Raw genomic sequence first — 23,282 nt, 5'->3', positions numbered from 1 at the left:
GCCATTATATGATATCTATCTCGGTGATAGGTTTTTTTTATGGCTGATTTAAAAGACCAGACGCAAGACTGCAATCAAGACTACCCCAAAAAGAACCGTACCTACTAGATTGCGGTAGCGAAAGGCTACCCAAGCCGTTGGAAAGACTGCTAAAAAGTCCAGCCATTTGATTTGAGGGAGACTGCCAACTTTGCCAGTCACTACGCTTGAAAGGATCAAGGCAAAGATAATGGAAACAGGCAAAAACTTCAAAAACCGCTCGACGATAGCTGGCAAGCCCTTGTACTTAACCAAGATGAAGGGAATCATACGGGGAATCCAAGTCACTAGGCCTGAAAAGATAACGGCTAACAAAAGATATTTACTGACCATCTAAGACCACCCCCATGGTACAACCTAGCAAGGTCGCAAACAAAACAGCTAGCGACTGAGACACTACTATCAAGAGCAAAAAGAAAGACAGCGCAACAACGGCTAGGATTAGCAGCAGATTGCGGACAGGAACCCGTCTTTGCATAATCTGAAATTGTGAAGTAAAAATCCCGATAAACATCCCAACAAGGGCAAAGTCTAATCCAAAGACCTCAGGATTTGGAAGAAGCCCACCTAAAGCTGTCCCCGCAACTGTCCCAATAAACCAGGCTACATAACTATTGAGATTGTTCCCATGCATCCACATAGGATGGACCTTGTCTGTATGGGCTAATTCTCCCATCAAAACCCCGTAGGTCTCATCTGTCAGGAGACTAGACATGCCGATATTTTGCCAGAGACTAGTATGACGGAAATAGGTCGATGCATGCAAGCTCAGCAAAAAGAGTCGCAAGTTGATCAAAAAGACCGTCATAGCAATAGCTGCCACAGGCGCTTGTACCGCAATCAGTGCCAACATGGCAAACTGGGCGCTCCCAGCATAAACAAAGAGGCTCATCAAGCCCATCTCAACAGGTGTCACATAGGGCGCGCCAATAATCCCACAAGCCAGGCCAATGCTGACATAGCCAAGGGCAGTCGGCATGGCCGCCTGTACACCTTCCCAAAATCCTTTTTCTCTCATCCTTCTCCTCATATTCTCTCCAATTGAAGCTGTTCATCATCACAGCCACAGCACTGACTATTATAACATATTCAAAGAAGAGAAAAAAGTCTGCTGATTTTGGCCGTCATAAAAAGACTGGCAATCCAGTCTCAAACACCTATTATACAAATTCCCCACTAAATGCTCTCACGAATATTCAAGAGCATGACAAATGCGGTTAGGAGTAATAGCAATAGAATAAAGCTAACCGCTAGGGTCCCAAAACTTGTAGCAATCGTTACGAAAACAATTGTGAATAGACTTGGTAAAACAACCGTAATAGCACCAATAGAGGATTGAATCGCTCCCATTGACTCCTCAGGTATTTGTTTAAAGACGAGTTCTTGCAATCTAGGAGAGAGTAACCCTGCGACGAAGGCATCCAAGGAACTGAAAAGCAAAATCAAACCAAAATGACCTGTGGCAAATCCTACTAGAAGGAGTAACTGGATGGTGACCGAAGCGTATAGAGCTGTTTTTATAGAAATCGTATTTTTCAGATAGCCACTCACAAGACTTCCGACAATAAGTGCTGATAATTCTAGTGTTGATAACAAAGCAAGAGATTGACCAGTTTGTAAATTCAAAAACGGTTGGATTCTTAAAAAAAGAGTCGAAATAGGAACAGTGACATTGATCACAGCTTGGCTGATAGAGACGATAAATAAAATGAAGATTACTCTATCCATATTCCAAATCAATTTCGATGATTGGAACAAATGCTGGCAAAACGATTTTATAGAAAGACCTTCTTGATAGCTAATTGTTTTTTCAACTTTCAAAAGATCATTTTTTATGAGAAGAATACCTACAAATGCTATCAGAAACGTCAGAGCGTTTAGCAAGGAAATAAACTGAATGGAAAGAATTCCTAGTAAAACCCCTCCTAGAATATTACTGATTGTCCGAACTAAACTAACTGTTGATTGTTTAAAGCCAATAGCTTCTGTCAGATGTTCTTTTCCAATGATTCTTATAAAAATAGGAGTAAGCATGGCTCCTGAAAAGTAACTCAATGTATCCGACAAAAGGTTCATTAAACAAATAAAGAATACAAGCCATAAGGAAAAGGGCTGCCCTGAAAGCGAAAGCGCCACTATAGAATAAAGTACAAATTTGACAAAACTAATAACCGTATACTTTAGAACACGATGGTGTTGAAAATCAGCCAAAACTCCCATAAAAATTTGCAGAACTTGAGGAACAGTCTCTGAAATCGTAATGAGTAAAATTGCCAAGGGGGCAAACGAAGCATCTGCCACATAATTCAAAAAAGCAAGATAAAAAATTGTATCCCCAACCATTGAAATCCACTGGTTGATGGTTAATTGCCTAAAATCTCTATTTTGAATAAATACTTTCATCGCAACTCCTTTTTGAGTTCAAATGGGAATTTTTCCCCAAGGATAGACCGATATTGCTGAGCACCCAAAATTACAGCAACGATAAAATTTGACCAATGCCGTTGTAAACTATATGCAGTCCAATAGGCCAATAAATGGACTTGGTCACTCTAAACAAGACTGCAAATATGAGACCACCAACCATATATACGAAAAAGTCTGTCAGAACCCAACCATGGCTACTAATATGCAAGACCCCAAATAAAGCAGCAGAACCAAGTACATCCAGTCCCCATTTTTCCCCTTTCTCCAGAGCAGTCATCACCAATCCACGATAAGTCATCTCTTCAATAATGGGACCTGCAATCACAGGATAGAAAAAATACATAAAAAATGCTGTGGCCCCTGTAAAAGTAGGAACATCCAGTTGATAAGCAATTTCATTTTTGGTAGATGGGAAAAGATAAAATGTGACAAAATTCCAAATAACAAAAGCAAGAAGAGCTAAAAAGGAATAAAAAAGATAAGACCCTTTAAATTTTCTACTGTTGATTTTCTGCCATTTTCCTGACCAAACCATAACAATAAGAGCAAATAAAACCACAAGAAAATTCAACAACATATCTGACAAATAATAGGCAAAATCAGATAGACCAGCAGCAAGGTCGCTATGTAAAAGCAAACGAATGAAGAACTGGTCAGCAATGACAAGTAGAATGGCTATAAACAAGTAGTAGCGTGAGATTATCTTTTTCATTCTATTTTCTCCTATACTATGAAATAAGGATAGTATAACACGGAAACTGTCCTAGTTCAAACTTGGATAGCTGGGAAGCTGTTAGACCCTCACAAGCCACATCTGACTGCTTGAGTTTCCTCGCCAGGCGCAATTCCTTGTAAAATTCTCCCAATTCCTGTTTTTCAATCATAGCCAAACTCCCCTTTAAAGATTCCCTTTACTATTCTATTCGTAAAAAATTTTACTTTTTTAACATATTATAAAATATTTTAGCAAAAAAGCCAGCTCAAAGCTGACTCTTTATTCCATAGTATCAAAGGCGAGGCTTGGTTTGGCGTTGAGGTCCAAGCCTGCAAAATTTTCTTTGTTCCACTCGCTGACGCTGGCATAAGCAATCATACCTGCATTGTCTCCGCAAAGGCGTAGGGGTGGGATGATGACCTTGACATCGGTGATTTCAGCTGCTAGGCGTTCTCTGAGACCTTTATTAGCTGCCACGCCACCGGCTACGACTAGGGTTTTAACAGGGTATTTTTCTATGGCTTTCTTGGTTTTTGCCATGAGAATATCCATAACTGCTGCTTGGAAGGATGCTGACAGGTCTTCCTTGGACAAGCTTTCTCCCTTTTGCTCGGCATTGTGGTGAAGATTGATAAAGGCAGACTTCAACCCAGAGAAGGAAAACTCCAGATTGTCCTCCTTAATCATGGCACGAGGGAAATCATAAATATCCTGCCCCTGATGGGCCAGCTCGTCAATTTCGCGACCTGCTGGATAGGTCAAGCCCATGACACGGCCGACCTTATCATAGGCCTCACCAACTGCATCATCCCGCGTTTCTCCAACAATCTTGTAATCCCCAACCTCAGAAACATAGACCAACTCCGTGTGCCCACCGCTGACCAAGAGAGCTAGCAAGGGAAACTCCAAAGGCTCGACACTTTGAGCTGCCATGAGGTGGCCCGCCATGTGGTTAACGGGAATTAGAGGCAAGCTATGCGCCCAAGCAAAGGCCTTGGCAGCTGACAAACCAACTAGCAAAGCCCCAACCAATCCAGGTCCATAAGTAACGGCAACGGCTGTTACGTCTTCTTCTGTAATTCCTGCTTCTGCTAGAGCCTCCTCGATACAGGCTGTAATGACCTCGACATGGTGACGACTAGCTACTTCTGGCACTACGCCCCCAAAACGTTTGTGACTCTCAATTTGACTCGCAATGACATTGGACAAGAGCTCATCTTCGTTTTTCAGTACGGCGACACTGGTCTCATCACAGGATGTCTCAAATGCTAAAATATATCTATCCTTCATCTATTTCTCTCTTCATGATGATGGCGTCCTCGACTGGATCATGGTAGTAGGCCTTTCGCTCAGCGATGATCGCCATCTTTTCTTTCTTGTAAAATGCTTGCGCTCGTTGGTTTGACTTTCTGACTTCGAGGAAAATCTCCTTGTCTGTCGGCAATGTTGCAAACAAGGCTGACGCAATTCCCTGAGCCTGATAGGCCCCTTTGACAGCGATTTGCAGGACTTCTGCCTCAAAGAGATTCTCCTGCACAGCTAGAAATCCAATCACTTCTGTTCCATCATAGGCTAGAGCGTACCAAGTTTGGTCTTGGGACAGGTCTGCTTGGATTTGTTCCAGTGTCCAAGGGCTGACTGGGTAAACAGCTGCCATGACAGCGTAGATGGCTTGAGCTAGGGCAGGTCGCTGTTGGATTCGTTTGATTTCTATCATAGGCGTTTAATGTAGGACTCGCCAGACTCGGTGTGGTTCTTGAGCCAATTTTCCTCGGCTTCAACACGTTTGAGGTAATTTGGTACAAAGTCGTGCAAGGAGTCTGCTTCCTTGTCCCATGCCCAAAGAGCTAGATTAGCTGCATTTGGCAAGGTTTCTTGATAGCTAGCTTGTGGCAGCTGTTCCTGGATCTGCTCCACAAAGGCTCCAACTTCTCCAACAAAGGTCACCTGTTCAACATCCTTGACTTTTTCTAGCACTTCCGCAAAGGACAGGTGTGCTTCTGGCATGACAGGTTTGGCATTTTCATAAAATCCTGCATAAACATTGTTGCGACGCGCATCCATCAAAGGAACAACCAAACCTTCCTGCTGGCTCGGTACCAGAGCTAAAAGGCTAGACATCCCCACTAACTCAAGGTTCAGAGTATGTGCCAAGGTCTTGGCAGTTGCTACCGCGATTCGTAAGCCTGTGTAGCTACCTGGCCCTTCCGCCACCACGATTCGATCCAAATCCTTAGGTGTCCAATCCAAACTGGCCATCAAAAAATCAATGGCAGGCATGAGGGTAATACTGTGATTCTTCTTAATATTAATCGTCGTCTCGGCAAGAACCTGCTTGTCCTCTAAAATAGCGAGAGAAAGAGCCTTGCTGGACGTATCAAAAGCTAATACTTTCATAACACATTCCTATCTTTTTGTCTGTTTACTATTATACTACAAAAGCCAGCACATGGGAATTTTCTTTGTTTTGAAACAAAAGGGCCTGTCATTTAGACAAAGAGGACAGTACAAAAATTCAAAAAAATTTTACATTTTTCCTATCTTTTCCGAATATATAAGTGAACAAGAAAAAAGGAGGAAAGTTCAATGACAAATTTTGACGTTCTTGACAATCAATTTTTATCGTTATCTGAAAACGAATTATCAGATATTGATGGTGGTCTCGCTCCCTTAGTTATCTTTGGAGTAGCAGTATCTTGGAAAGCTATTGCAGGTGGAACAGCACTTGTAGGTTCTGGTTTGGCAGCTGGTTATTTTTTAGGAGGTTAGTATGATTAAAGGTTTAGATCAGTATTGTTCAATTTCTAATAAAGAATTGCAAGGAATCAAGGGTGGTTTTGGTGTAGGTGTTGGTATAGCTTTATTTATGGCTGCTTACACTATCGGGAAAGATCTTCGTAAGAAATTTGGATAAGTCATGTTAGATAAAAGACACATTTTTAGAAGGGTAAATTTTATTCTCTTCATCTCTTACAGTTTTCTCAGCATTTTCAATGATTTAAACATAACCAGAATCCCCTTACCAATTGATTTATCTGTTTGCATTATTTTCTTTTTATGTTTCAACTCGATTTTCGATGCGAGAAATCATGATCGTAAGAATTAAGATATCATCTGAAAATAGAAAAGTCCGCCCCCTCTATCAAGACGGGGTGGATTTTCTGTATGCTTAGATGAATAACTGGAGCTTAAGCATTTAAACCAAAGTAAAAAACAAACCAGACAACATAGGTTACAAGGAGGAGAAAAATTGAATAGAGCGTCACAAAAGCAAGCTTCCAAAGGAATTTTGTTTTGCGGTGTTCCAGATGCACAAACAGGGCATTCCCCCCATAGACACAGGCTACAAAGACTACAAACATCAAGAGGCGAACCCCTACTGCAAATTCAAACAAACTAAACATTCTTAATCCTCCTTGTTTTAAAAGCTATAGGGAATATTCCCATCCATAAACTTCCCTTTCTCTTTCCATTATAACACCTAAGCGCTCTCCAACCAAATTCTATCTATCTTTTTGCTCCCTCTTCCCCTCACGACTTTCTCATTTTCCGTCTTTTACTAATTTTTCATTTTGTGGTATAATTGAAATAATTGTAACGAATCAAGGTCAATCTAGACACAAAATGGAATGAAATTAAGCAAATCTCTGCTAAAAGTTTGGAATTAAGCTGACCTGTAAATAGAAAGGAACTATATGATTTACAAAGTTTTTTATCAAGAAACAAAAGAACGTAGCCCACGTCGTGAAACAACACGAGCACTTTACCTAGACATCGATGCCAGCTCAGAACTTGAGGGCCGTATCGCTGCTCGCCAACTTGTCGAAGAAAACCGCCCAGAGTACAATATCGAATTTATCGAACTCTTGTCTGACAAATTGCTAGATTACGAGAAAGAAACTGGCGCTTTCGAAATCACGGAGTTCTAATATGGCCTACACTCTTAAACCTGAAGAAGTCGGCGTTTTTGCCATCGGTGGTCTGGGAGAAATCGGGAAAAACACTTACGGAATTGAATACCAAGACGAAATTATCATCGTCGATGCTGGGATTAAATTCCCGGAAGATGACTTGCTGGGTATCGACTACGTTATCCCTGACTACTCTTACATCGTGGACAATATTGACCGTGTCAAGGCTGTTTTGATTACACACGGACACGAGGACCACATCGGTGGGATTCCTTTCTTGCTCAAGCAAGCAAATGTCCCTATCTACGCTGGACCACTTGCCCTGGCTTTGATCCGTGGAAAACTCGAAGAACACGGCCTCTTGCGCAACGCCAAACTTTACGAAATCAACCACAACACTGAGTTGACCTTTAAAAACCTCAAGGCAACTTTCTTTAGAACCACTCACTCCATTCCAGAGCCTTTGGGAATTGTCATTCATACCCCTCAAGGGAAAATCGTTTGTACGGGTGACTTTAAGTTTGACTTCACTCCAGTTGGAGAACCTGCCGACTTGCACCGTATGGCAGCCCTTGGGGAAGAAGGCGTGCTCTGTCTCCTCTCTGACTCGACAAATGCGGAAGTGCCAACCTTTACCAACTCTGAAAAAGTCGTTGGTCAGTCCATCATGAAGATTATCCAAGGCATTGAAGGACGTATCATCTTTGCATCCTTTGCCTCAAATATCTTCCGTCTTCAGCAAGCAACAGATGCTGCTGTTAAGACTGGACGCAAGATTGCGGTCTTTGGTCGTTCTATGGAAAAGGCCATTGTCAACGGGATCGAACTTGGCTACATCAAAGCTCCTAAGGGAACCTTTATCGAGCCAAATGAAATCAAAGACTACCCTGCAGGCGAGGTTCTGATCCTCTGTACAGGTAGTCAGGGGGAGCCGATGGCAGCCCTCTCTCGTATCGCTAACGGAACTCACCGTCAGGTGCAACTCCAACCCGGCGATACCGTTATCTTCTCTTCTAGCCCAATCCCTGGAAACACTACTAGCGTCAACAAATTGATTAACACTATTTCTGAAGCTGGTGTCGAAGTTATCCACGGTAAAGTGAACAATATCCATACATCTGGACACGGTGGTCAGCAAGAGCAAAAACTCATGCTCCGCTTGATTAAGCCAAAATACTTCATGCCTGTCCATGGTGAATACCGCATGCAAAAAGTCCACGCTGGACTAGCGGTGGATACGGGTGTCGAGAAGGACAATATCTTTATCATGAGCAATGGTGATGTCCTTGCCCTTACTGCTAACTCAGCTCGTATCGCTGGGCATTTCAATGCCCAAGACATCTATGTCGATGGAAATCGTATCGGTGAAATCGGTGCTGCTGTCCTCAAAGACCGTCGTGATTTATCTGAAGACGGTGTCGTTCTAGCAGTCGCAACTGTTGACTTCAAGTCTAAAATGATCTTGTCTGGCCCAGACATCCTCAGCCGAGGCTTTGTCTACATGCGAGAGTCTGGCGACTTGATTCGCCAAAGCCAGCGCATCCTCTTCAATGCCATTCGTATCGCACTGAAAAACAAGGATGCTAGCGTGCAATCTGTCAATGGTGCCATTGTCAACGCCATTCGTCCTTTCCTCTATGAAAATACAGAACGTGAACCGATTATCATCCCGATGATCCTCACACCAGATGAAGAATAAATTATAAAACAGCCCCATCTTCGGAGCTGTTTTTCTCTATGCTTTCTTTTGAGATTGAAACTCAATAAAAATCGAAATCAGACTAGAAGGCTAGGCGAAAGAATAACTTAAGTTAGGTGAGCCGAAGCCGACGACGTATCATTTTGATTTTTGAAGAGTTTTAGAAATACTACGATTTTTACCTTCCAAATACACCATCAAAATAGAAATATCTGCTGGGTTTACTCCCGAAATACGGCTGGCTTGGCCGATGGTTTCTGGATTGATGAGTTTGAACTTCTGACGGGCTTCTGTTGCAATGGAGTCAATATCATCCCAGTCAATATTAGCTGGAATGCGTTTTTCTTCCATGCGTTTCATCTTGGCAACCTGATCCATGGCTTTGGAAATGTAGCCTTCGTACTTGATTTCTGTTTCAATCAATTCGATAATCTTGTCATCCAAATTCTCTGCAGCTGGCCCGATGAAGGCCACCACATCTTGGTAAGAAACTTCTGGACGACGAAGGAATTCCTTGGCTGTCACTGCATCTGTCAACGGCTTGAAGCCCATCTCCTCAACCTTGGCATTGGTTTCTTTGACCGGCTTTAGTTTGATACTGTCTAGACGCTTCATCTCATTGTCAAATTGGTTTTTCTTGATTTCAAAGCGAGCCCAGCGTTCATCATCGACAAGACCAATCTCGCGTCCCATCTCTGTCAAACGCATATCTGCATTGTCATGGCGAAGAATGAGACGGTATTCAGCACGACTGGTCAAGAGACGGTAGGGTTCAATGGTTCCCTTGGTCACCAAGTCGTCAATCATGACCCCGATGTAACCGTCACTGCGCTTCAAAATCAATTCAGGCTTGCCTTGGATTTTTAGAGCCGCATTGATACCCGCGATAATCCCTTGGCCAGCAGCTTCTTCGTAACCTGACGTTCCATTTGTCTGACCAGCTGTGAAAAGTCCTGAGATTTTCTTGGTTTCCAGAGTCGCACGCAACTGGTGTGGCAAGACCATGTCGTACTCAATGGCATAACCAGTTCGCATCATTTCAGCATTTTCCAAACCTTTGATGGAATGAACTAGCTCGCGCTGTACATCCTCAGGTAGACTGGTTGAAAGTCCTTGAACATAGACTTCCTCTGTATTGCGCCCTTCTGGCTCAAGGAAGAGTTGGTGACGTTCCTTATCCGCAAAGCGCACAATCTTGTCCTCAATCGACGGACAGTAACGAGGCCCCACTCCCTTGACCACACCTGTAAACATAGGCGCACGGTGGAGGTTGTTTTGGATAATCTCATGACTGGTACCATTGGTATAGGTCAACCAGCATGGCACTTGGTCTTTGACATAATCTTCATCACGTGAAGTATAAGAAAAGTGATTTGGCGCTTCGTCCCCTGGCTGAATCTCTGTCACGTCATAGTTGATAGAAGAAGCCTTGACACGTGGAGGTGTTCCTGTCTTGAAACGACCGATTTCGAGGCCCAATTCCTTGAGATTATCAGCTAAGTTAATCGAAGCTAGGCTGTGGTTAGGGCCAGACGAGTACTTGAGGTCTCCGATGATAATTTCCCCACGGAGGGCAGTCCCTGTAGTCACGATAACAGCCTTGGCAGCATATTCTTGATGGGTCGCTGTACGAACACCGACAACCTTGCCATCTTCCACCAAAATCTCATCAATCATGGTTTGACGAAGGGTCAGATTCTCTTGATTTTCAACTGTCTTGCGCATTTCCTTAGAGTAAAGCTCCTTGTCAGCCTGCGCACGAAGAGCACGGACAGCTGGACCTTTCCCAGTGTTGAGCATCTTCATCTGGATGTAAGTCTTGTCAATGGTTTTAGCCATCTCGCCACCAAGTGCATCCACTTCACGCACGACAATCCCCTTGGCGGAACCACCGATAGAAGGGTTGCAAGGCATGAAAGCCAGCATTTCAATGTTGATAGTCGCTAGCAAGACCTTGCAGCCCATACGGCTGGCAGCCAAGGAAGCCTCGACCCCAGCATGTCCCGCACCGATTACAATAATATCGTATTCTTCCGTAAAATTATAAGTCATTTTCTCTCCTATTCTTCAAGATGAATGTGTCTTAGTTGGCCACCCCAATCTGGTAGGGCTGTTTTTAAAAAGGCTGGAACTAGCTGGATATTCTGGAGCTGATCCAAATCAATCCACTCACAAGGCTGCGGTTTTTCGTCTTCTTGCATGGTCAATGGTGCATCCTCAAGCAAGTTCACCAGGTAATGAAACTCGATGTTGTGATAGGAAACACCGTCTTGTTCAAAACGATTTTCAACCACGAAAGCTAGCTGCCCAGCTTGAGCTTTGACACCCAGCTCTTCCCTCACTTCACGGACTACCGCGTCTTCCGTGCTTTCATTGACTTGAATCGCACCGCCGATAGTGTAATATTTACCCTTGTCTTTGGTAACTAGGAGCTTGCCATTTTGGAGAATCAGGGCTGTCGCCCGAACACCAAAAACAGTATTTTCCACTTTTGTCCGAAAGTCTTGTTGAGTCATTCTTGTCCTTTCCCTTAAACGACACAAAAACAGTCAAAACTCCAAAGAAGTGCAGGACAAAAAGCCTGCAACATCCATGAGCTTTGACCATCATTTCTATTGCTTTTATTATTGTAGCAAATTGAGAAAATTTGTCAATCTAAATGTACTGACAAACTTGTCCATTGCGGTAGGCATTGTCAATCAAGCCACCGCCAAGACACTCATCGCCATCGTAAAAGACAACTGCCTGTCCTGGTGTGATCGCGCGTTGCGGCTCTGCAAAGACGACCTCCGCCTTGTCTCCTTTAACATGTACAGTCACCTTAGAATCAGGCTGACGGTAGCGGAATTTAGCCGTACATTCTAGCGTAAACTCCTCTGGCATGTCACGAGTAAAGTGAACTTGACTGGCCTCTAGGCTAGTTGACATGAGCGAGTCATGGTAGAAGCCTTGGCCGACATAGAGGATATTCTTGCTCAGATCTTTTCCGACAACGAACCACGGAGCATTGTCACCACCGTGTTGGCCACCGATACCAAGTCCGCCACGCTGACCGATTGTATAATACATCAGACCTGCATGCTCACCCATATCACGACCATCCACAGTCATCATACGACCAGGCTGGGCTGGTAGGTAGTTGCTGAGAAAGTTTTTAAAGTTCTTTTCCCCAATAAAGCAAATCCCTGTCGAGTCTTTCTTCTTAGCAGTCACAAGTCCTGCTTCTTCTGCTAGTCTGCGAACTTCATGCTTTTCCAGATGTCCCAAGGGGAACATAGTCTTTTGGAGTTGTTCTTGCGAAAGTTGACTGAGGAAATAGGTTTGGTCCTTGCCATTGTCCACGCCACGAAGCATGTGAACAGTACCATCCTCATCACGCGCCACACGGGCATAGTGCCCAGTCGCTACATAGTCTGCGCCCAAGGTCATGGCATAGTCCAAAAAGGCCTTAAACTTGATTTCCTTGTTGCACATAACGTCTGGATTTGGCGTGCGCCCTGCACGGTATTCCGCTAGGAAATACTCAAAAACGCGGTCCCAGTACTCTTTTTCAAAATTGACAGAGTAGTAGGGAATGCCGATCTGATCTGCCACCGCAGCCACATCCTTGTAATCTTCGGTCGCCGTACAGACGCCGTTTTCATCTGTGTCATCCCAGTTCTTCATGAAGATACCGATCACATCGTAGCCCTGCTCCTTGAGAAGAAGAGCCGTCACCGACGAATCAACACCACCACTCATCCCCACGACAACACGTGTTTTAGAGTTATCACTCATGATAAGTCTCCCATCTATTCGTTTATTCACGATTGAAGGTCGTGTGTGCTTTAACGATTGAAGGTCGCTTGAGCAGTATTCATTATAACACGCTTGGTTGGAGAAGACAAGAAAGAGGCTGATAAATCATCTCAGCCTCTCTTTCATACTTTGCAAATGAATCAATTTTCCCCTTTAAGTTCTTTCTTCGCTTGTTCTATCTGGTATTTCACTTGCTCAAAGCCGGTTCCTCCTAAGGAATTCCGTCTCTGAACAGCAGTTTCTGGACGCAAGTAGATATAAATATCCTCTTCAATCAAGGGATGGTAGACTTGCAACTCCTTCAAACCCCAATCTTGGATGTTTTTACCATGCTTGATAGAGTCTAGAACCAGTTTTCCTACAATTTCATGCGCTTCTCTAAAAGGGAGGCCTTTTTCTGCCAAATAATCTGCCAGTTCAGTCGCATTCGAAAAGTCATTCTCTGTGGATTGCTGCATTTTGTCCTTATTAACCTGTATGCTCGATAGCATACCTGCCAACACATCCAGAGAATTCAAAATCGTTTCTACTGTATCAAACATGCCTTCCTTGTCCTCTTGCAAATCCTTATTGTAAGCCAGAGGCAAAGACTTCATGACGGTCAATAGTCCAAGCAAGTGCCCGTAAACCCGTCCTGTCTTCCCTCGAATCAATTCGGCCATATCAGGATTTTTCTTCTGGGGCATGATAGACGAACCTGTTGAAAAGCTATCAGACAAGCTAATGTACTGATACTCAAAACTGCACCAATTGATGATTTCTTCACAAAAACGACTCATATGCATCATCAAAATGCTGGCGTTTGAAAGGAATTCCAAGATAAAATCACGGTCACTCACAGCATCCAAGGAATTGGTATAGGGTTGTTGGAAGCCCAATAAATCACTCGATAATTGACGATCGATTGGAAAAGTTGTCCCCGCCAAGGCAGCCGCACCCAGGGGAGATAGGTCCGTATGTTTTAGGTTGAATGCAAATCGTTCGCTATCCCTTTGGAACATATTGTAATAAGCCATGAGATGGTGGGCAAAACTAATCGGTTGGGCGTGTTGCAAATGGGTATAGCCTGGCATGATGGTTTCCACATGTTTTTCAGCCAAACCCAGCAAAACACTGTTCAGATTCGCCAACTTATCCAAGACATGCCCAAGTTGCTCCTTTAGATATAAGTGCATATCCGTTGCGACTTGGTCATTCCGAGAACGAGCCGTGTGCAATTTCCCAGCCAGAGGACCGATTTTCTCTGTCAGCAACACTTCCATATTCATATGAATATCTTCATTTGCAATATCAAAATGAAGCTCTCCTGCCTCTAAATCTCGCAACAAAGCTTTCAGACCATCTTGGATCTGATCTACCTCTTCCAAGCTCAAAATGCCAGTCTGTCCTAGCATTTGAACATGAGCTAGGGAACCCATCAAATCAAATTCTGCCAGCTGGTTGTCAAAGGAAATACTCGCACCGAACTGCTCTACCCAATCTTCCACAGTGCCTTCAAATCGACCACCCCATAATTTTGTATTTTTCGGCATATCCTGTCGTCCCTTTCTATCGCGTCACTACTCAACATTTTTCTGAACTTCTGAATAAACCTTAGTCGGAAGCCCCCAAAGCTTGATAAATCCAACAGCCGCATCTTGGTCAAAGGTATCCGCACTAGTATAAGTCGCCAAATTTTCATCGTAAAGAGAATTTGGAGATTTCCGCGCCACTACCCGGGCGTTCCCCTTATAGAGTTTAACTTTTGCAGTTCCATTGACAACTTTCTGTGTCTCCTTGATATAGGCAATCAAAGCCTGAGTTGCTGGGTTAAACCACAAGGCATTATAGATGAGATTGGACAACTCATTTTCGATAATGGGTTTGAAATGAGCCACTTCTCTCACAAGAGTCAAGTCTTCAATCTCCTTATGAGCTGCCAATAAAGTCACAGCACCTGGGCACTCATAAATCTCTCTTGACTTAATACCAACTAGGCGATTTTCCACATGGTCAATCCGTCCGACACCATGTTTGCCTGCAATTTCATTGAGCTTTTGAATCAAATCTGCCACTTTCATCTTCTTACCATTAAGGGAGATGGGCACCCCGCAGCTAAACTCAATGTCAATAAATTCTGGACTGTCTGGCGCCTCTTCTGGAGAAGATGTGATTCCAAATGCTTCTTCTGGCGCTTGGTTCCAAGGGTTTTCCAAGACACCACATTCATTTGCACGTCCCCAAAGATTTTGATCGACAGAGTAAGGATTGTCAAGGTCAGCGGGAACTGGGACGCCGTTTTCTTTGGCATATTGGATTTCTTCTTCACGAGACCATTTCCACTCACGAACAGGTGCAACTACCTTTAAATTGGGATCCAAAGCTGCAATAGAGACTTCAAACCGAACTTGGTCGTTTCCCTTACCTGTACAACCATGGGCAATTGTGGTTGCCCCCGTCTGATGAGCTAGTTCAACTAATTTTTTTGAAATCAGAGGGCGACTCAGAGCGGATACCAAGGGATACTTCTGTTCATAGTAGGCATGAGCCTGAAGGGCTACTAATACATAGTCATTAGCAAATTCTTCCTTAACATCAATGACATAAGACTCGACAGCCCCAACCTTGAGAGCTTTATCGTGGATGAACTCCAAATCTTTTCCTTCACCCACATCCATACAAACAGCGATCACATCATAGTCTTTTTTTAACCATGTAATAGCAACTGATGTATCCAATCCACCTGAATAGGCTAAAATAACTTTTTCCTTACTCATTTCTCTTCCTTCTTTCTATTTTTCGATAGAGGCTTTAAAAGCATCGTCAATCAATTTGTCCAATTCCCCAGAATCCTTCAACTTCTGGATGGTTTTGTCAACCGCCTCTTTTAATTCTTTACTGTCTTTTTTCATCGCAACAGCGTAGGAATCTTCTTTGTCATTGTCAAAATCAAACTCAGCGATGGCTAGGTCTGGATTATTCTCTACAAATCCTTTCGCCACTGGTTCCTCAAAGATAACCGCATCTAGTTGCCCTGATTTCAAGTCTGTTATCAAATTCCCATTTTTAGGAAGTGAAACGAGAGAAGAATCCTGCAAGGTTTCTTTGGCCGAAGTCTCTTGGATTGAGCCTTTCTGCGCTCCAACCTTTTTCTGAGCCAAATCCTTGACTGATTGGTAATTCGTTAATTCAGATTTTCTTACGATAACCTTATTTTTCGAAGTGTAGTAGGGAATTGAAAAATCGTAAACTTGACTTCTCTCCTCCGTTTTAGAAACACCTGATATGGCAAGATCGGCTTTGCCTGAATCAAGACTAGCCAGTACATTGTCAAAACTCATTGGAGAGAACTCCACTTCTACACCTAGTTCCTTTGCGATGGCTTTGGCTAGCTCAACATCTGAACCTACAATCTGATTTTTCCCATCGACCAATTTCTGGTATTCAAATGGAGCAAACTCTGGATTTAGGGCCACCACCAATTTTCCTTTAGCCTTAATGGCTTCAACACCTTGGGACTGACTGTTACTACAAGCAAATAATAAGGGAAACATAAGCAAACCAAACATCGTCATCAACACCTTCTTCACTTTATTCATAGAAGAGCCTCCTTTTATTTTTATACTTTATCATTGTATAAATAATACTCTTCTCATCTTCGTTTGTCAAGGGAAAACTGTATTTTATTTCATTTTAACCAAGAAAAAGCTTATTATATGATATATTTTTACATATAATAAGCTTATTTATACTATTTAATTTTTTTAAAAATACAATTGTCCAATTACAAGTAAGATGAAGAGATCAACGAACTCTCCACATTCTCTTTCACAATTCAATAACTCGATGGCATTGTTGAGCCACATAGGCATCGTGGGTAACGATAATGACCGTTTTCCCTTCCTTGTTCATATCTAAGAGAAAGTTTAAAACCAAATCTCGATTTTCAGGATCTAGAGAACCGGTTGGTTCGTCTGCTAACAGGAGCTGACTGGGTTTTAAAATGGCTCTAGCAACTGCGATTCGCTGCTGTTCCCCTCCAGATAACTCTGAAACCTTTTGATGGAGAGTTGATGGCAACCCCACTCTCTCTAAAATTTCTTCTATCTTTTTGACTTTGTCCTTCTTGGATAATTTTACATACTTTAGAGCGAGCATGAGATTATACTCTACCGTTTCATTATCAATCAGAGCAAAGTTTTGAAACAGATAGGAGATATGTTCGCGGATAATCGCTTGCGACTTAGCAGAATTGACAGGTACATTTTTCTGACCGAAAATTTCATAATATCCACTATAATCACCATCTATCAAACCCAAAAGATTTAACAAGGTTGACTTGCCACTGCCACTTTTTCCAACAATGGCAACTAAATCTCCTTGGTTAATTTTTAGAGATAAGTTCTCCAAAATAACTTTTTCCCCAATGGTTTTCGTAACATTTTCCAACTTTATCATAAGTGATCCCCTTTCAATAACTGCACTACATTTCGTTTTTCCATCTTAGAGCCCAAAAAAAGTACAAACAGAATATCTAAGCCTGTAAATCCTGCGAAAAGCAAGAGCGGGAACAGTGCCTGTGTAAAGAATAGCAGGGCTACAAAAGGAAGGCTATAGACAGCTAATAGAAGACCCAGCAAGGAACGATACCGATCTATCAATTTCCAGCCCATAAACTTCTTGGTAATAATATCTGTTCGCTTCAATAAGAAAGTTGTTACTAGTAAGAAGTAGGAAATCATCATACTAAGAAGACCAACCAAAGCAAAGAGTATGTTGAAATTCCGAACAGCATCTCGATAAGAATCTACTTTATCTTGTTGAATGGCTTGAATAGATGAAAATTTTAAATAATTCCCATCTGATAATTTCTCAACTAACGCTGTCACCTCTTTTTGATGTTGAGCCGTATTTTCGATTTTAATCGGGTTATTTAAACCTGTTGTAGACAGGGAAGCTTTTTCATCCCACATCATATCAGAATCATTGACCAAGCTAATAATTGGATTGTAGAGATTTTCCTTTCGCTTATCACTATATGGAAAGAACGACCAATCTCCTTCATAATAGGCAATCTCGACATCCATCTCCTCTATCGTTCGTTTTTGCTGCTCTTCATACTTCATCGAAAGATAGGCAATTAATTTCCCCAAGAGCTGATTTTTATCTTCTTCACCTTTCGTACTTGCTGGCATCAAAATAACTTTTTTTGCGCCGGTATCTGGTAACTTGAATCCCTGACTTTCTAAAAAATGACGATTGGCGTAGTAAACAGTTAGCATATCAGCCAGTTGATACCGCTGCACTTGTTCTGCAGTGACAAAATTTTTTATAGGCAGGTTGCTAGTTTGCACATAGCCCGCCTGCGTTTTTTCTACCAAATCCAGATAAAATCGATAGAAATAATCCACTGCTTGCCCTGAGCCTGCCAACTGCTCTTGCCACAGATTATCATTGAGTTGGAAAGTTTCCAAGGTCAGATAATTTCCTTGACTGATCCACTGTTTCTGGTAATCCAACTCTTTGTTTTCTTGCTCCAAACTTTTTCCTACCCCAACTAGCAAGACTGTCAGTAAAATAGTAGTTCCAATTTTCATCAAATAATTAAAGAGTAGACCAAATTTGAAAGATGAAAAACTTTTCAGCAGAGAGCTGATTGTCATTTTTTGGATTAAGAGGTAAGTCAACCAACTGGTAAAGAGATAAAGTTGCAAAAGCAAAAAATGCGACAACCATAACATTGGGAACAAATCTTTTGGCTTGTAATCAAGCAAGAAAAGCACTCCTAGATTGATCACAAACGCCCCACCTAGGAAGAGGTAGAGGTTGCCTTTCACAACATCAGCTAAAACAGCCCGATCTTGAAAACCAAGTAATTTTTGTACCCCAACTCTTTTCATCTCCATCATCGGTTGATACACTGTCACTAACACAAGAAGTAAAATAGCCAAGACAAAAGCAATGGCAGATAAAAGCAAATCTCGATTTATGACTTCCACTGCACTTTTGTAGGTCGGCTCTAGCAAGGTAGCCTGGTCTGTCTTGAAAAAATCGCTCCATTTCTTTACAATCCCATCCTTGTCCATCTCTTGTGTAGAAGTTATCGTATAGCGACCATTTAAACTACGAGATGTATCCTTGATGTAGGCTTGAAAAGTCATAAGCTGAATAGGCTTGGCTTTTAGAAAGGTCGGAATCGTACCAAGTTTATTGGAAATTTCTTTATTACTGTAGACTCCTTCACCATCTGTGGTAAAATCAAGGGAAGAAATCCCAAACTCTTGGTAGGGGAAGGTATCTTTATCAAAAACACCTGACTTGATTACCTCATCACCACTGTCTGTTTTGATGATGGATACTTTGTACTCCTTTGATACATCCTCAAAAAATCGAAGAACAGACCCTGCAGGTTCATTGACATCTTTCAAGTACACATCCAAAGAACTCGCAGTCTTTCCCATTTCTTGAATCCGAACCACTTCTCGTGTGTAGTTTACATTAAAAACAAAAAAAGTGGTACACAGAAGCAGGAGTAACATACAGAAATTACTGATTTTTTTCATAAAGACACCTCCTCAGTACTTTATCATCTTGATTATAAAATACAATATACCTTGTCGTAAAATTTGTTAGCCTTTTTCACAAATTATTTTAGCTTCCTTTTTTACTTTTTATACTACTATGATACAATATTTTTAATCAGTTTCTATTTTCTGTTAACTTTTTTCACAAATAAGGAGGAAATCATGCGCTACGATTTTGGAAATGTTTATAAAGAAATCCGTGAGTCAAAGGGGTTAACCCAAGAGGAGGTCTGTGGGGATGTTCTCTCAAGAACCAGCCTATCAAAAATCGAAAGCGGGAAAACAACTCCTAAATATGAGAATATGGAGTTTCTTCTCCGACAAGTCAATATGAATTTTGAAGAGTTTGAATATATCTGTCAACTTTATCAACCAAGTCAACGCACAGAAATTATGCAAACCTATCTCAATATGAGCTCAATCCTAGGGACTAGTGAACTCGAAAAACTATTTCAAGAATGTCAAGACTACCTCAAAACTCACCACGACCTCCCCATAAAAGAGATACGAGATATGCTAGAAATTGTTATCTATATCCGCCAAAATGGGACTAAAAAACTGTCAATCGAAGTTAACAATACTGTAAAGAAGCTATGGAAGAAGATAGAAAAGCAGGACACTTGGTACGAGAATGACTTAAAAATTCTCAATACCATTCTCTTTGCTTTTCCTATGGAGTATATTCATCAGATTACCGAAAAAATTCTCGAACGACTAGAGGTTTATAAACACTACAGTCCTGTCTTTCGGCTTCGTATGATGTTGCTTCTGAATCTCTCAACTCTTTATCTTTACAATGGTGATAAGTTGCTTTGCAAACAGCTTTGCTACACTCTCTTAGAGGATGCAAAAGCAAGCAAACAGTATGATACACTTGCGTTTTCCTATATTCGTATCGGCATTTGTGCTAATGATGCTCAGTTGATACAGAATGGACTCTCCTTAGCTAAACTAGTAGAAGATGAACACTTACTAACAGAGCTAGAGCGAGAAGTTAACATCTTTGTAAACAAAAAAGAAAGCCATTGAGACTTCCTTTTCTATATCATCTTAATACCAACCGTTGTTAAGCCAGAAGTTCTTGGCAGCTGTCCATGAGCCGTAGCGTCCTGCAACGTAGGCATCTGCTACACGTTCTTGGTTTTCAGCTGAGTAGTCACCGTTCAAGTATGAATCTGTCAATTGGTAACGTCCGATGTATTGGCCATTTGTAGCTGTGTAACTACCACCTGATTCTTTTTGAGCGATCCATTCTTTGGCTTCTGCTTCAGAACCACTTACAGTTGAAGCTGCTGCAGTGTTGCTTTCTGCTACTGGAGCTGCAGGTGCAGCTGGTGCTTCATAAGTTGTTGTTGCTGCTGGAGCTTCTTCAACTGTTTCTGTAGCTACTGGAGCTGATTCTTCCGTTGCCGCAGCTGGAGCTACAGTTGAAGCTGTTCCTTCGATGACCAAAACTTGGTCAACATAGATAAGGTGGATATCTTTGATATTGTTTTTTGCTGCCAATTTTTCAGCAGTCGTGTTGTACTTCTCAGCGATTTCTGAAAGAGTATCACCTGATTTAACAGTGTATGTTACAGTTTCTTGTGCAGAGGCAAGAGCTGGGGCAAAGAAAGCAAGTAAAGCTGCTACTCCTGCGATAGTTGTTTTGATTTTTTTAGTTGTTAATGACATATCTAAAAATTCTCCTTCCATTGAATATATCTATGATACCTTTTAAATGTTACCGTTGTTTAACGGTTTTATGTAGAAATATTACAAAAATATTTTATATTTACTGAAACATTGATATTTTTGTCATAAAAGACAAGATTTTATACTATTTTTATCCATTTTTCCAGTTTTATAAGGGAAATAAGCACAGAACTTCATTCTTTGATATAATAGAAACAAGAATCTTTGTAAGGGGAAACAGATGCAATCACTTCGTTTTCAATCTGTCTTTGATATTATCGGACCAGTCATGATTGGCCCATCAAGTAGCCACACAGCTGGAGCTGTTCGTATTGGGAAAATCGTCTCCTCCATCTTTGACGATACGCCAACAGAAGTCGAATTCCAATTATTTAATTCATTTGCCAAGACCTACCGTGGTCATGGAACTGACCTTGCTCTCGTCGCTGGTATTTTAGGTATGGATACGGACAATCCCGACATTCCAAATAGCCTAGAGATTGCCCATAAACGTGGTATCAAGATTGTCTGGACCATTCAGAAAGACAGCAACGCTCCTCACCCAAACACCACCAAAATCACTGTAAAGAATGACCATAAGTCCATCAGTGTGACAGGAATTTCCATTGGTGGGGGAAATATCCAAGTTACGGAGCTTAACGGCTTTGCTGTCTCTCTCAACATGAATACCCCGACTATCATCATCGTGCATCAGGATGTTCCGGGTATGATTGCCCATGTCACAGAAGCCCTCTCTCGTTTCGATATCAATATCGCTCAGATGAATGTGACTCGAGAAAAAGCTGGAGAAAAAGCCATTATGATTATCGAAGTCGATAGTCGAAGTTGCGAAGAGGCGATTGAAGAAATCCGAAAAATCCCTCATCTCCACAATGTCAATTTCTTTAAGTAGGAGGAAGCATGTTTTATTCTATCAAAGAATTGGTCGAGCAAGCAGATATAGACTTCCAAGGAAATGTCGCCGAACTCATGATTGCGACAGAATATCAATTAACCGGTCGAGAACGGCCAGAAGTTCTCCTCCTCATGGAACGCAATCTAGAAGTCATGAAAGCCTCTGTTGAGCTCGGTCTCAGTGAAAATAAATCCCGTAGTGGCTTAACGGGTGGCGATGCTGCCAAACTAGACCGCCATCTCAAAAGTGGAAAGGCCTTGTCGGACTTTACCATCCTATCAGCAGCCCGTAATGCCATCGCGGTCAATGAACACAATGCGAAGATGGGCTTGGTCTGCGCTACTCCAACCGCAGGAAGTGCCGGCTGTCTGCCAGCCGTTCTCACTGCTGCTATCCAAAAACTTGACCTCAGCCACGAAGAACAGTTAAATTTCCTCTTTGCTGCTGGTGCCTTTGGATTGGTTATCGCAAACAATGCCTCTATCTCAGGTGCTGAAGGTGGCTGTCAGGCCGAGGTTGGCTCTGCCTCTGCCATGAGTGCCGCAGCCTTGACCTTGGCCGCAGGTGGAACGCCCTATCAGGCTAGCCAAGCCATCGCCTTTGTCATTAAAAATATGCTAGGTCTCATCTGTGACCCTGTTGCTGGTTTGGTTGAAGTTCCTTGTGTCAAACGAAATGCCATGGGAGCCAGCTTTGCCTTTATCGCGGCTGATATGGCCTTGGCAGGTATCGAATCTAAAATCCCTGTCGATGAAGTTATCAATGCCATGTACCAAGTCGGATCCAGCCTCCCAACTGCCTTTCGTGAAACGGCTGAAGGTGGACTTGCAGCCACTCCGACTGGTCGTCGCCTACAAAAAGAAATCTTCGGAGAATAAGTTTATCTATTAGGAGAAATAATGCCCTCTATCTCAGCTATTTTTTTCGATCTAGACGGAACCCTGGTTGACAGTTCCATCGGAATCCACAATTCCTTTACTCATACCTTTGAACAACTAGGAGTTCCAAGCCCTGATGCCAAAACTATTCGTGGTTTCATGGGCCCGCCACTTGAAAGTAGTTTTGCGACCTGCCTTCCAAAAGAACAAATCTCAGAAGCTGTTCAAATTTACCGTTCTTACTACAAGGAAAAAGGAATTCATGAAGCAGAGCTTTTCCCCCGAATGACGGAATTGCTCCAAAAACTCTCTCAAAACTACCCTCTCTATATCACTACAACAAAGAATACTCCGACTGCTCATGATATGACTAAAAATCTAGGAATCCATCATTTCTTTAATGGCATTTACGGTTCCAGTCCTGAAACGCCTCACAAGGCGGATGTCATCCGTTATGCCTTGCAGACGCATCAACTGCCTGCAGACCAAGTTCTCATCATTGGCGACACCAAGTTTGATATGATTGGAGCCCAAGAAACTGGCATTAAAAAGTTTGCTGTTACTTGGGGATTTGGAGAAGAGGCTGATTTGCTCAGCTATCAACCTGATTGGATTGCCCGTACCATTGACGATATCATTAGGCAACTATAAATAATACAACG

General features: G+C 42.3%; 25 protein-coding genes and 1 pseudogene. 8 read left to right on the top strand and 18 right to left on the bottom strand.

All coding sequences use genetic code 11. The annotated features are described in order from the left end of the window. Window positions 1-48: 48 nt before the first annotated feature. The 8 genes and pseudogenes from M1F56_RS00485 to tsaB all read right to left on the bottom strand — a co-directional run bounded on the left by M1F56_RS00485 (window position 49) and on the right by tsaB (window position 5,578). On the bottom strand, window positions 49-372 hold the full coding sequence (locus M1F56_RS00485) for an AzlD domain-containing protein (protein ID WP_000253936.1): 324 nt from the start codon (window positions 370-372) through the stop codon (window positions 49-51). Next, the gene (locus M1F56_RS00480) at window positions 362-1,057 is read right to left on the bottom strand and encodes an AzlC family ABC transporter permease (protein WP_247916510.1); all 696 of its coding nucleotides are present in this window, start codon (window positions 1,055-1,057) and stop codon (window positions 362-364) included. Before M1F56_RS00480 ends, M1F56_RS00485 begins: the two co-directional genes overlap by 11 nt. Window positions 1,058-1,215: 158 nt before the next feature. Then, window positions 1,216-2,442 carry an MFS transporter gene (locus M1F56_RS00475; RefSeq protein ID WP_247916508.1) on the bottom strand — a complete coding sequence of 409 codons (1,227 nt, stop codon included), beginning with the start codon at window positions 2,440-2,442 and terminating at the stop codon, window positions 1,216-1,218. A gap of 70 nt (window positions 2,443-2,512) precedes the next feature. Further along, window positions 2,513-3,178, bottom strand: a complete 666-nt coding sequence (locus M1F56_RS00470; RefSeq protein ID WP_247916506.1) for a CPBP family intramembrane glutamic endopeptidase — start codon at window positions 3,176-3,178, stop codon at window positions 2,513-2,515. Window positions 3,179-3,224: 46 nt separating this feature from the next. Next, window positions 3,225-3,350: pseudogene (locus M1F56_RS00465) on the bottom strand (MutR family transcriptional regulator); the annotation flags it as partial. Window positions 3,351-3,460: 110 nt separating this feature from the next. After that, window positions 3,461-4,471, bottom strand: coding sequence for a tRNA (adenosine(37)-N6)-threonylcarbamoyltransferase complex transferase subunit TsaD (gene tsaD, locus M1F56_RS00460; RefSeq protein ID WP_247916505.1), 1,011 nt, complete (start codon window positions 4,469-4,471; stop codon window positions 3,461-3,463). Beyond that, the gene (gene rimI, locus M1F56_RS00455) at window positions 4,461-4,898 is read right to left on the bottom strand and encodes a ribosomal protein S18-alanine N-acetyltransferase (RefSeq protein WP_247916504.1); all 438 of its coding nucleotides are present in this window, start codon (window positions 4,896-4,898) and stop codon (window positions 4,461-4,463) included. The genes tsaD and rimI overlap by 11 nt, the downstream gene beginning before the upstream one ends. Further along, window positions 4,895-5,578: a tRNA (adenosine(37)-N6)-threonylcarbamoyltransferase complex dimerization subunit type 1 TsaB gene (gene tsaB, locus M1F56_RS00450; protein ID WP_247916503.1), complete on the bottom strand. Its 684-nt coding sequence runs from the start codon at window positions 5,576-5,578 to the stop codon at window positions 4,895-4,897. Before tsaB ends, rimI begins: the two co-directional genes overlap by 4 nt. Window positions 5,579-5,767: 189 nt before the next feature. On the opposite strand from tsaB, the gene cibA reads away from it, so the two are divergent. Together cibA and M1F56_RS00440 are read left to right on the top strand one after the other, a co-directional pair. Then, complete coding sequence (gene cibA / locus M1F56_RS00445) at window positions 5,768-5,950, top strand: fratricide two-peptide bacteriocin subunit CibA (protein WP_000180842.1); 183 nt, start codon at window positions 5,768-5,770, stop codon at window positions 5,948-5,950. 1 nt (window position 5,951) lies between these two features. Next, on the top strand, window positions 5,952-6,095 hold the full coding sequence (locus M1F56_RS00440; protein WP_247916502.1) for a bacteriocin: 144 nt from the start codon (window positions 5,952-5,954) through the stop codon (window positions 6,093-6,095). A gap of 274 nt (window positions 6,096-6,369) precedes the next feature. Here M1F56_RS00440 and M1F56_RS00435 read toward each other — a convergent pair whose 3' ends face one another. Then, window positions 6,370-6,585: a hypothetical protein gene (locus M1F56_RS00435; protein WP_000492028.1), complete on the bottom strand. Its 216-nt coding sequence runs from the start codon at window positions 6,583-6,585 to the stop codon at window positions 6,370-6,372. A 291-nt stretch (window positions 6,586-6,876) separates the two neighbouring features. Here M1F56_RS00435 and M1F56_RS00430 point away from each other — a divergent pair, with 291 nt between their 5' ends. Continuing rightward, window positions 6,877-7,110: a DNA-dependent RNA polymerase subunit epsilon gene (locus M1F56_RS00430; RefSeq protein WP_024057074.1), complete on the top strand. Its 234-nt coding sequence runs from the start codon at window positions 6,877-6,879 to the stop codon at window positions 7,108-7,110. A gap of 1 nt (window position 7,111) precedes the next feature. Beyond that, window positions 7,112-8,791: a ribonuclease J1 gene (gene rnjA, locus M1F56_RS00425; protein WP_084852803.1), complete on the top strand. Its 1,680-nt coding sequence runs from the start codon at window positions 7,112-7,114 to the stop codon at window positions 8,789-8,791. Window positions 8,792-8,929: 138 nt separating this feature from the next. Here rnjA and mnmG read toward each other — a convergent pair whose 3' ends face one another. The 8 genes from mnmG to M1F56_RS00385 form a co-directional block, all read right to left on the bottom strand. Continuing rightward, on the bottom strand, window positions 8,930-10,843 hold the full coding sequence (mnmG, locus tag M1F56_RS00420) for a tRNA uridine-5-carboxymethylaminomethyl(34) synthesis enzyme MnmG (RefSeq protein ID WP_247916501.1): 1,914 nt from the start codon (window positions 10,841-10,843) through the stop codon (window positions 8,930-8,932). Between the two features lie 8 nt (window positions 10,844-10,851). Beyond that, complete coding sequence (locus M1F56_RS00415) at window positions 10,852-11,307, bottom strand: NUDIX hydrolase (protein WP_247916499.1); 456 nt, start codon at window positions 11,305-11,307, stop codon at window positions 10,852-10,854. A 139-nt stretch (window positions 11,308-11,446) separates the two neighbouring features. Further along, the gene (gene mnmA / locus M1F56_RS00410; protein ID WP_247916498.1) at window positions 11,447-12,568 is read right to left on the bottom strand and encodes a tRNA 2-thiouridine(34) synthase MnmA; all 1,122 of its coding nucleotides are present in this window, start codon (window positions 12,566-12,568) and stop codon (window positions 11,447-11,449) included. A gap of 161 nt (window positions 12,569-12,729) precedes the next feature. After that, window positions 12,730-14,121, bottom strand: coding sequence for an argininosuccinate lyase (gene argH / locus M1F56_RS00405; RefSeq protein ID WP_247916497.1), 1,392 nt, complete (start codon window positions 14,119-14,121; stop codon window positions 12,730-12,732). A gap of 27 nt (window positions 14,122-14,148) precedes the next feature. Beyond that, window positions 14,149-15,345, bottom strand: coding sequence for an argininosuccinate synthase (locus tag M1F56_RS00400; protein WP_247916496.1), 1,197 nt, complete (start codon window positions 15,343-15,345; stop codon window positions 14,149-14,151). Window positions 15,346-15,360: 15 nt separating this feature from the next. Continuing rightward, window positions 15,361-16,167: an ABC transporter substrate-binding protein gene (locus tag M1F56_RS00395; protein ID WP_247916495.1), complete on the bottom strand. Its 807-nt coding sequence runs from the start codon at window positions 16,165-16,167 to the stop codon at window positions 15,361-15,363. 229 nt (window positions 16,168-16,396) lie between these two features. Further along, window positions 16,397-17,026 (bottom strand): ABC transporter ATP-binding protein, encoded by a 630-nt coding sequence (locus M1F56_RS00390; protein ID WP_247916494.1) that lies wholly within the window; start codon window positions 17,024-17,026, stop codon window positions 16,397-16,399. Then, complete coding sequence (locus M1F56_RS00385; protein ID WP_247916492.1) at window positions 17,023-19,131, bottom strand: bacteriocin-associated integral membrane family protein; 2,109 nt, start codon at window positions 19,129-19,131, stop codon at window positions 17,023-17,025. The genes M1F56_RS00390 and M1F56_RS00385 overlap by 4 nt, the downstream gene beginning before the upstream one ends. A gap of 183 nt (window positions 19,132-19,314) precedes the next feature. Here M1F56_RS00385 and M1F56_RS00380 point away from each other — a divergent pair, with 183 nt between their 5' ends. Continuing rightward, window positions 19,315-20,181: a helix-turn-helix domain-containing protein gene (locus M1F56_RS00380; protein ID WP_247916491.1), complete on the top strand. Its 867-nt coding sequence runs from the start codon at window positions 19,315-19,317 to the stop codon at window positions 20,179-20,181. Between the two features lie 21 nt (window positions 20,182-20,202). Here M1F56_RS00380 and M1F56_RS00375 read toward each other — a convergent pair whose 3' ends face one another. Then, the gene (locus tag M1F56_RS00375) at window positions 20,203-20,826 is read right to left on the bottom strand and encodes a LysM peptidoglycan-binding domain-containing protein (protein WP_247916490.1); all 624 of its coding nucleotides are present in this window, start codon (window positions 20,824-20,826) and stop codon (window positions 20,203-20,205) included. 241 nt (window positions 20,827-21,067) lie between these two features. Here M1F56_RS00375 and sdaAB point away from each other — a divergent pair, with 241 nt between their 5' ends. Genes sdaAB through M1F56_RS00360 form a run of 3 tightly spaced genes read left to right on the top strand, consistent with a single transcriptional unit; the run spans window position 21,068 to window position 23,271 of the window. Further along, a complete protein-coding gene (sdaAB, locus tag M1F56_RS00370) occupies window positions 21,068-21,739 on the top strand; it encodes an L-serine ammonia-lyase, iron-sulfur-dependent subunit beta (RefSeq protein ID WP_247916489.1) in 672 nt (223 codons plus the stop codon). Between the two features lie 8 nt (window positions 21,740-21,747). Beyond that, window positions 21,748-22,620, top strand: coding sequence for an L-serine ammonia-lyase, iron-sulfur-dependent, subunit alpha (sdaAA, locus tag M1F56_RS00365; RefSeq protein WP_247916488.1), 873 nt, complete (start codon window positions 21,748-21,750; stop codon window positions 22,618-22,620). 21 nt (window positions 22,621-22,641) lie between these two features. After that, window positions 22,642-23,271, top strand: a complete 630-nt coding sequence (locus M1F56_RS00360; protein WP_061588569.1) for an HAD-IA family hydrolase — start codon at window positions 22,642-22,644, stop codon at window positions 23,269-23,271. Window positions 23,272-23,282 lie beyond the last annotated feature (11 nt).

It is taken from the genome of Streptococcus oralis, assembly GCF_023109005.1.
In the GTDB taxonomy this organism is placed as follows: Bacteria; Bacillota; Bacilli; order Lactobacillales; family Streptococcaceae; genus Streptococcus; species Streptococcus oralis_BU.
The sequence above is the reverse complement of the archived record's forward strand: the minus strand, read 5'-3'. Positions and strand labels throughout refer to the sequence as shown.

Coding starts and splice junctions, on each gene's coding strand:
- M1F56_RS00485 (WP_000253936.1), bottom strand. CDS start 372: ATGGTCAGTAAATATCTTTTGTTAGCCGTTATCTTTTCAGGCCTAGTG.
- M1F56_RS00480 (WP_247916510.1), bottom strand. CDS start 1,057: ATGAGAGAAAAAGGATTTTGGGAAGGTGTACAGGCGGCCATGCCGACT.
- M1F56_RS00475 (WP_247916508.1), bottom strand. CDS start 2,442: ATGAAAGTATTTATTCAAAATAGAGATTTTAGGCAATTAACCATCAAC.
- M1F56_RS00470 (WP_247916506.1), bottom strand. CDS start 3,178: ATGAAAAAGATAATCTCACGCTACTACTTGTTTATAGCCATTCTACTT.
- tsaD (WP_247916505.1), bottom strand. CDS start 4,471: ATGAAGGATAGATATATTTTAGCATTTGAGACATCCTGTGATGAGACC.
- rimI (WP_247916504.1), bottom strand. CDS start 4,898: ATGATAGAAATCAAACGAATCCAACAGCGACCTGCCCTAGCTCAAGCC.
- tsaB (WP_247916503.1), bottom strand. CDS start 5,578: ATGAAAGTATTAGCTTTTGATACGTCCAGCAAGGCTCTTTCTCTCGCT.
- cibA (WP_000180842.1), top strand. CDS start 5,768: ATGACAAATTTTGACGTTCTTGACAATCAATTTTTATCGTTATCTGAA.
- M1F56_RS00440 (WP_247916502.1), top strand. CDS start 5,952: ATGATTAAAGGTTTAGATCAGTATTGTTCAATTTCTAATAAAGAATTG.
- M1F56_RS00435 (WP_000492028.1), bottom strand. CDS start 6,585: ATGTTTAGTTTGTTTGAATTTGCAGTAGGGGTTCGCCTCTTGATGTTT.
- M1F56_RS00430 (WP_024057074.1), top strand. CDS start 6,877: ATGATTTACAAAGTTTTTTATCAAGAAACAAAAGAACGTAGCCCACGT.
- rnjA (WP_084852803.1), top strand. CDS start 7,112: ATGGCCTACACTCTTAAACCTGAAGAAGTCGGCGTTTTTGCCATCGGT.
- mnmG (WP_247916501.1), bottom strand. CDS start 10,843: ATGACTTATAATTTTACGGAAGAATACGATATTATTGTAATCGGTGCG.
- M1F56_RS00415 (WP_247916499.1), bottom strand. CDS start 11,307: ATGACTCAACAAGACTTTCGGACAAAAGTGGAAAATACTGTTTTTGGT.
- mnmA (WP_247916498.1), bottom strand. CDS start 12,568: ATGAGTGATAACTCTAAAACACGTGTTGTCGTGGGGATGAGTGGTGGT.
- argH (WP_247916497.1), bottom strand. CDS start 14,121: ATGCCGAAAAATACAAAATTATGGGGTGGTCGATTTGAAGGCACTGTG.
- M1F56_RS00400 (WP_247916496.1), bottom strand. CDS start 15,345: ATGAGTAAGGAAAAAGTTATTTTAGCCTATTCAGGTGGATTGGATACA.
- M1F56_RS00395 (WP_247916495.1), bottom strand. CDS start 16,167: ATGAATAAAGTGAAGAAGGTGTTGATGACGATGTTTGGTTTGCTTATG.
- M1F56_RS00390 (WP_247916494.1), bottom strand. CDS start 17,026: ATGATAAAGTTGGAAAATGTTACGAAAACCATTGGGGAAAAAGTTATT.
- M1F56_RS00385 (WP_247916492.1), bottom strand. CDS start 19,131: ATGAAAAAAATCAGTAATTTCTGTATGTTACTCCTGCTTCTGTGTACC.
- M1F56_RS00380 (WP_247916491.1), top strand. CDS start 19,315: ATGCGCTACGATTTTGGAAATGTTTATAAAGAAATCCGTGAGTCAAAG.
- M1F56_RS00375 (WP_247916490.1), bottom strand. CDS start 20,826: ATGTCATTAACAACTAAAAAAATCAAAACAACTATCGCAGGAGTAGCA.
- sdaAB (WP_247916489.1), top strand. CDS start 21,068: ATGCAATCACTTCGTTTTCAATCTGTCTTTGATATTATCGGACCAGTC.
- sdaAA (WP_247916488.1), top strand. CDS start 21,748: ATGTTTTATTCTATCAAAGAATTGGTCGAGCAAGCAGATATAGACTTC.
- M1F56_RS00360 (WP_061588569.1), top strand. CDS start 22,642: ATGCCCTCTATCTCAGCTATTTTTTTCGATCTAGACGGAACCCTGGTT.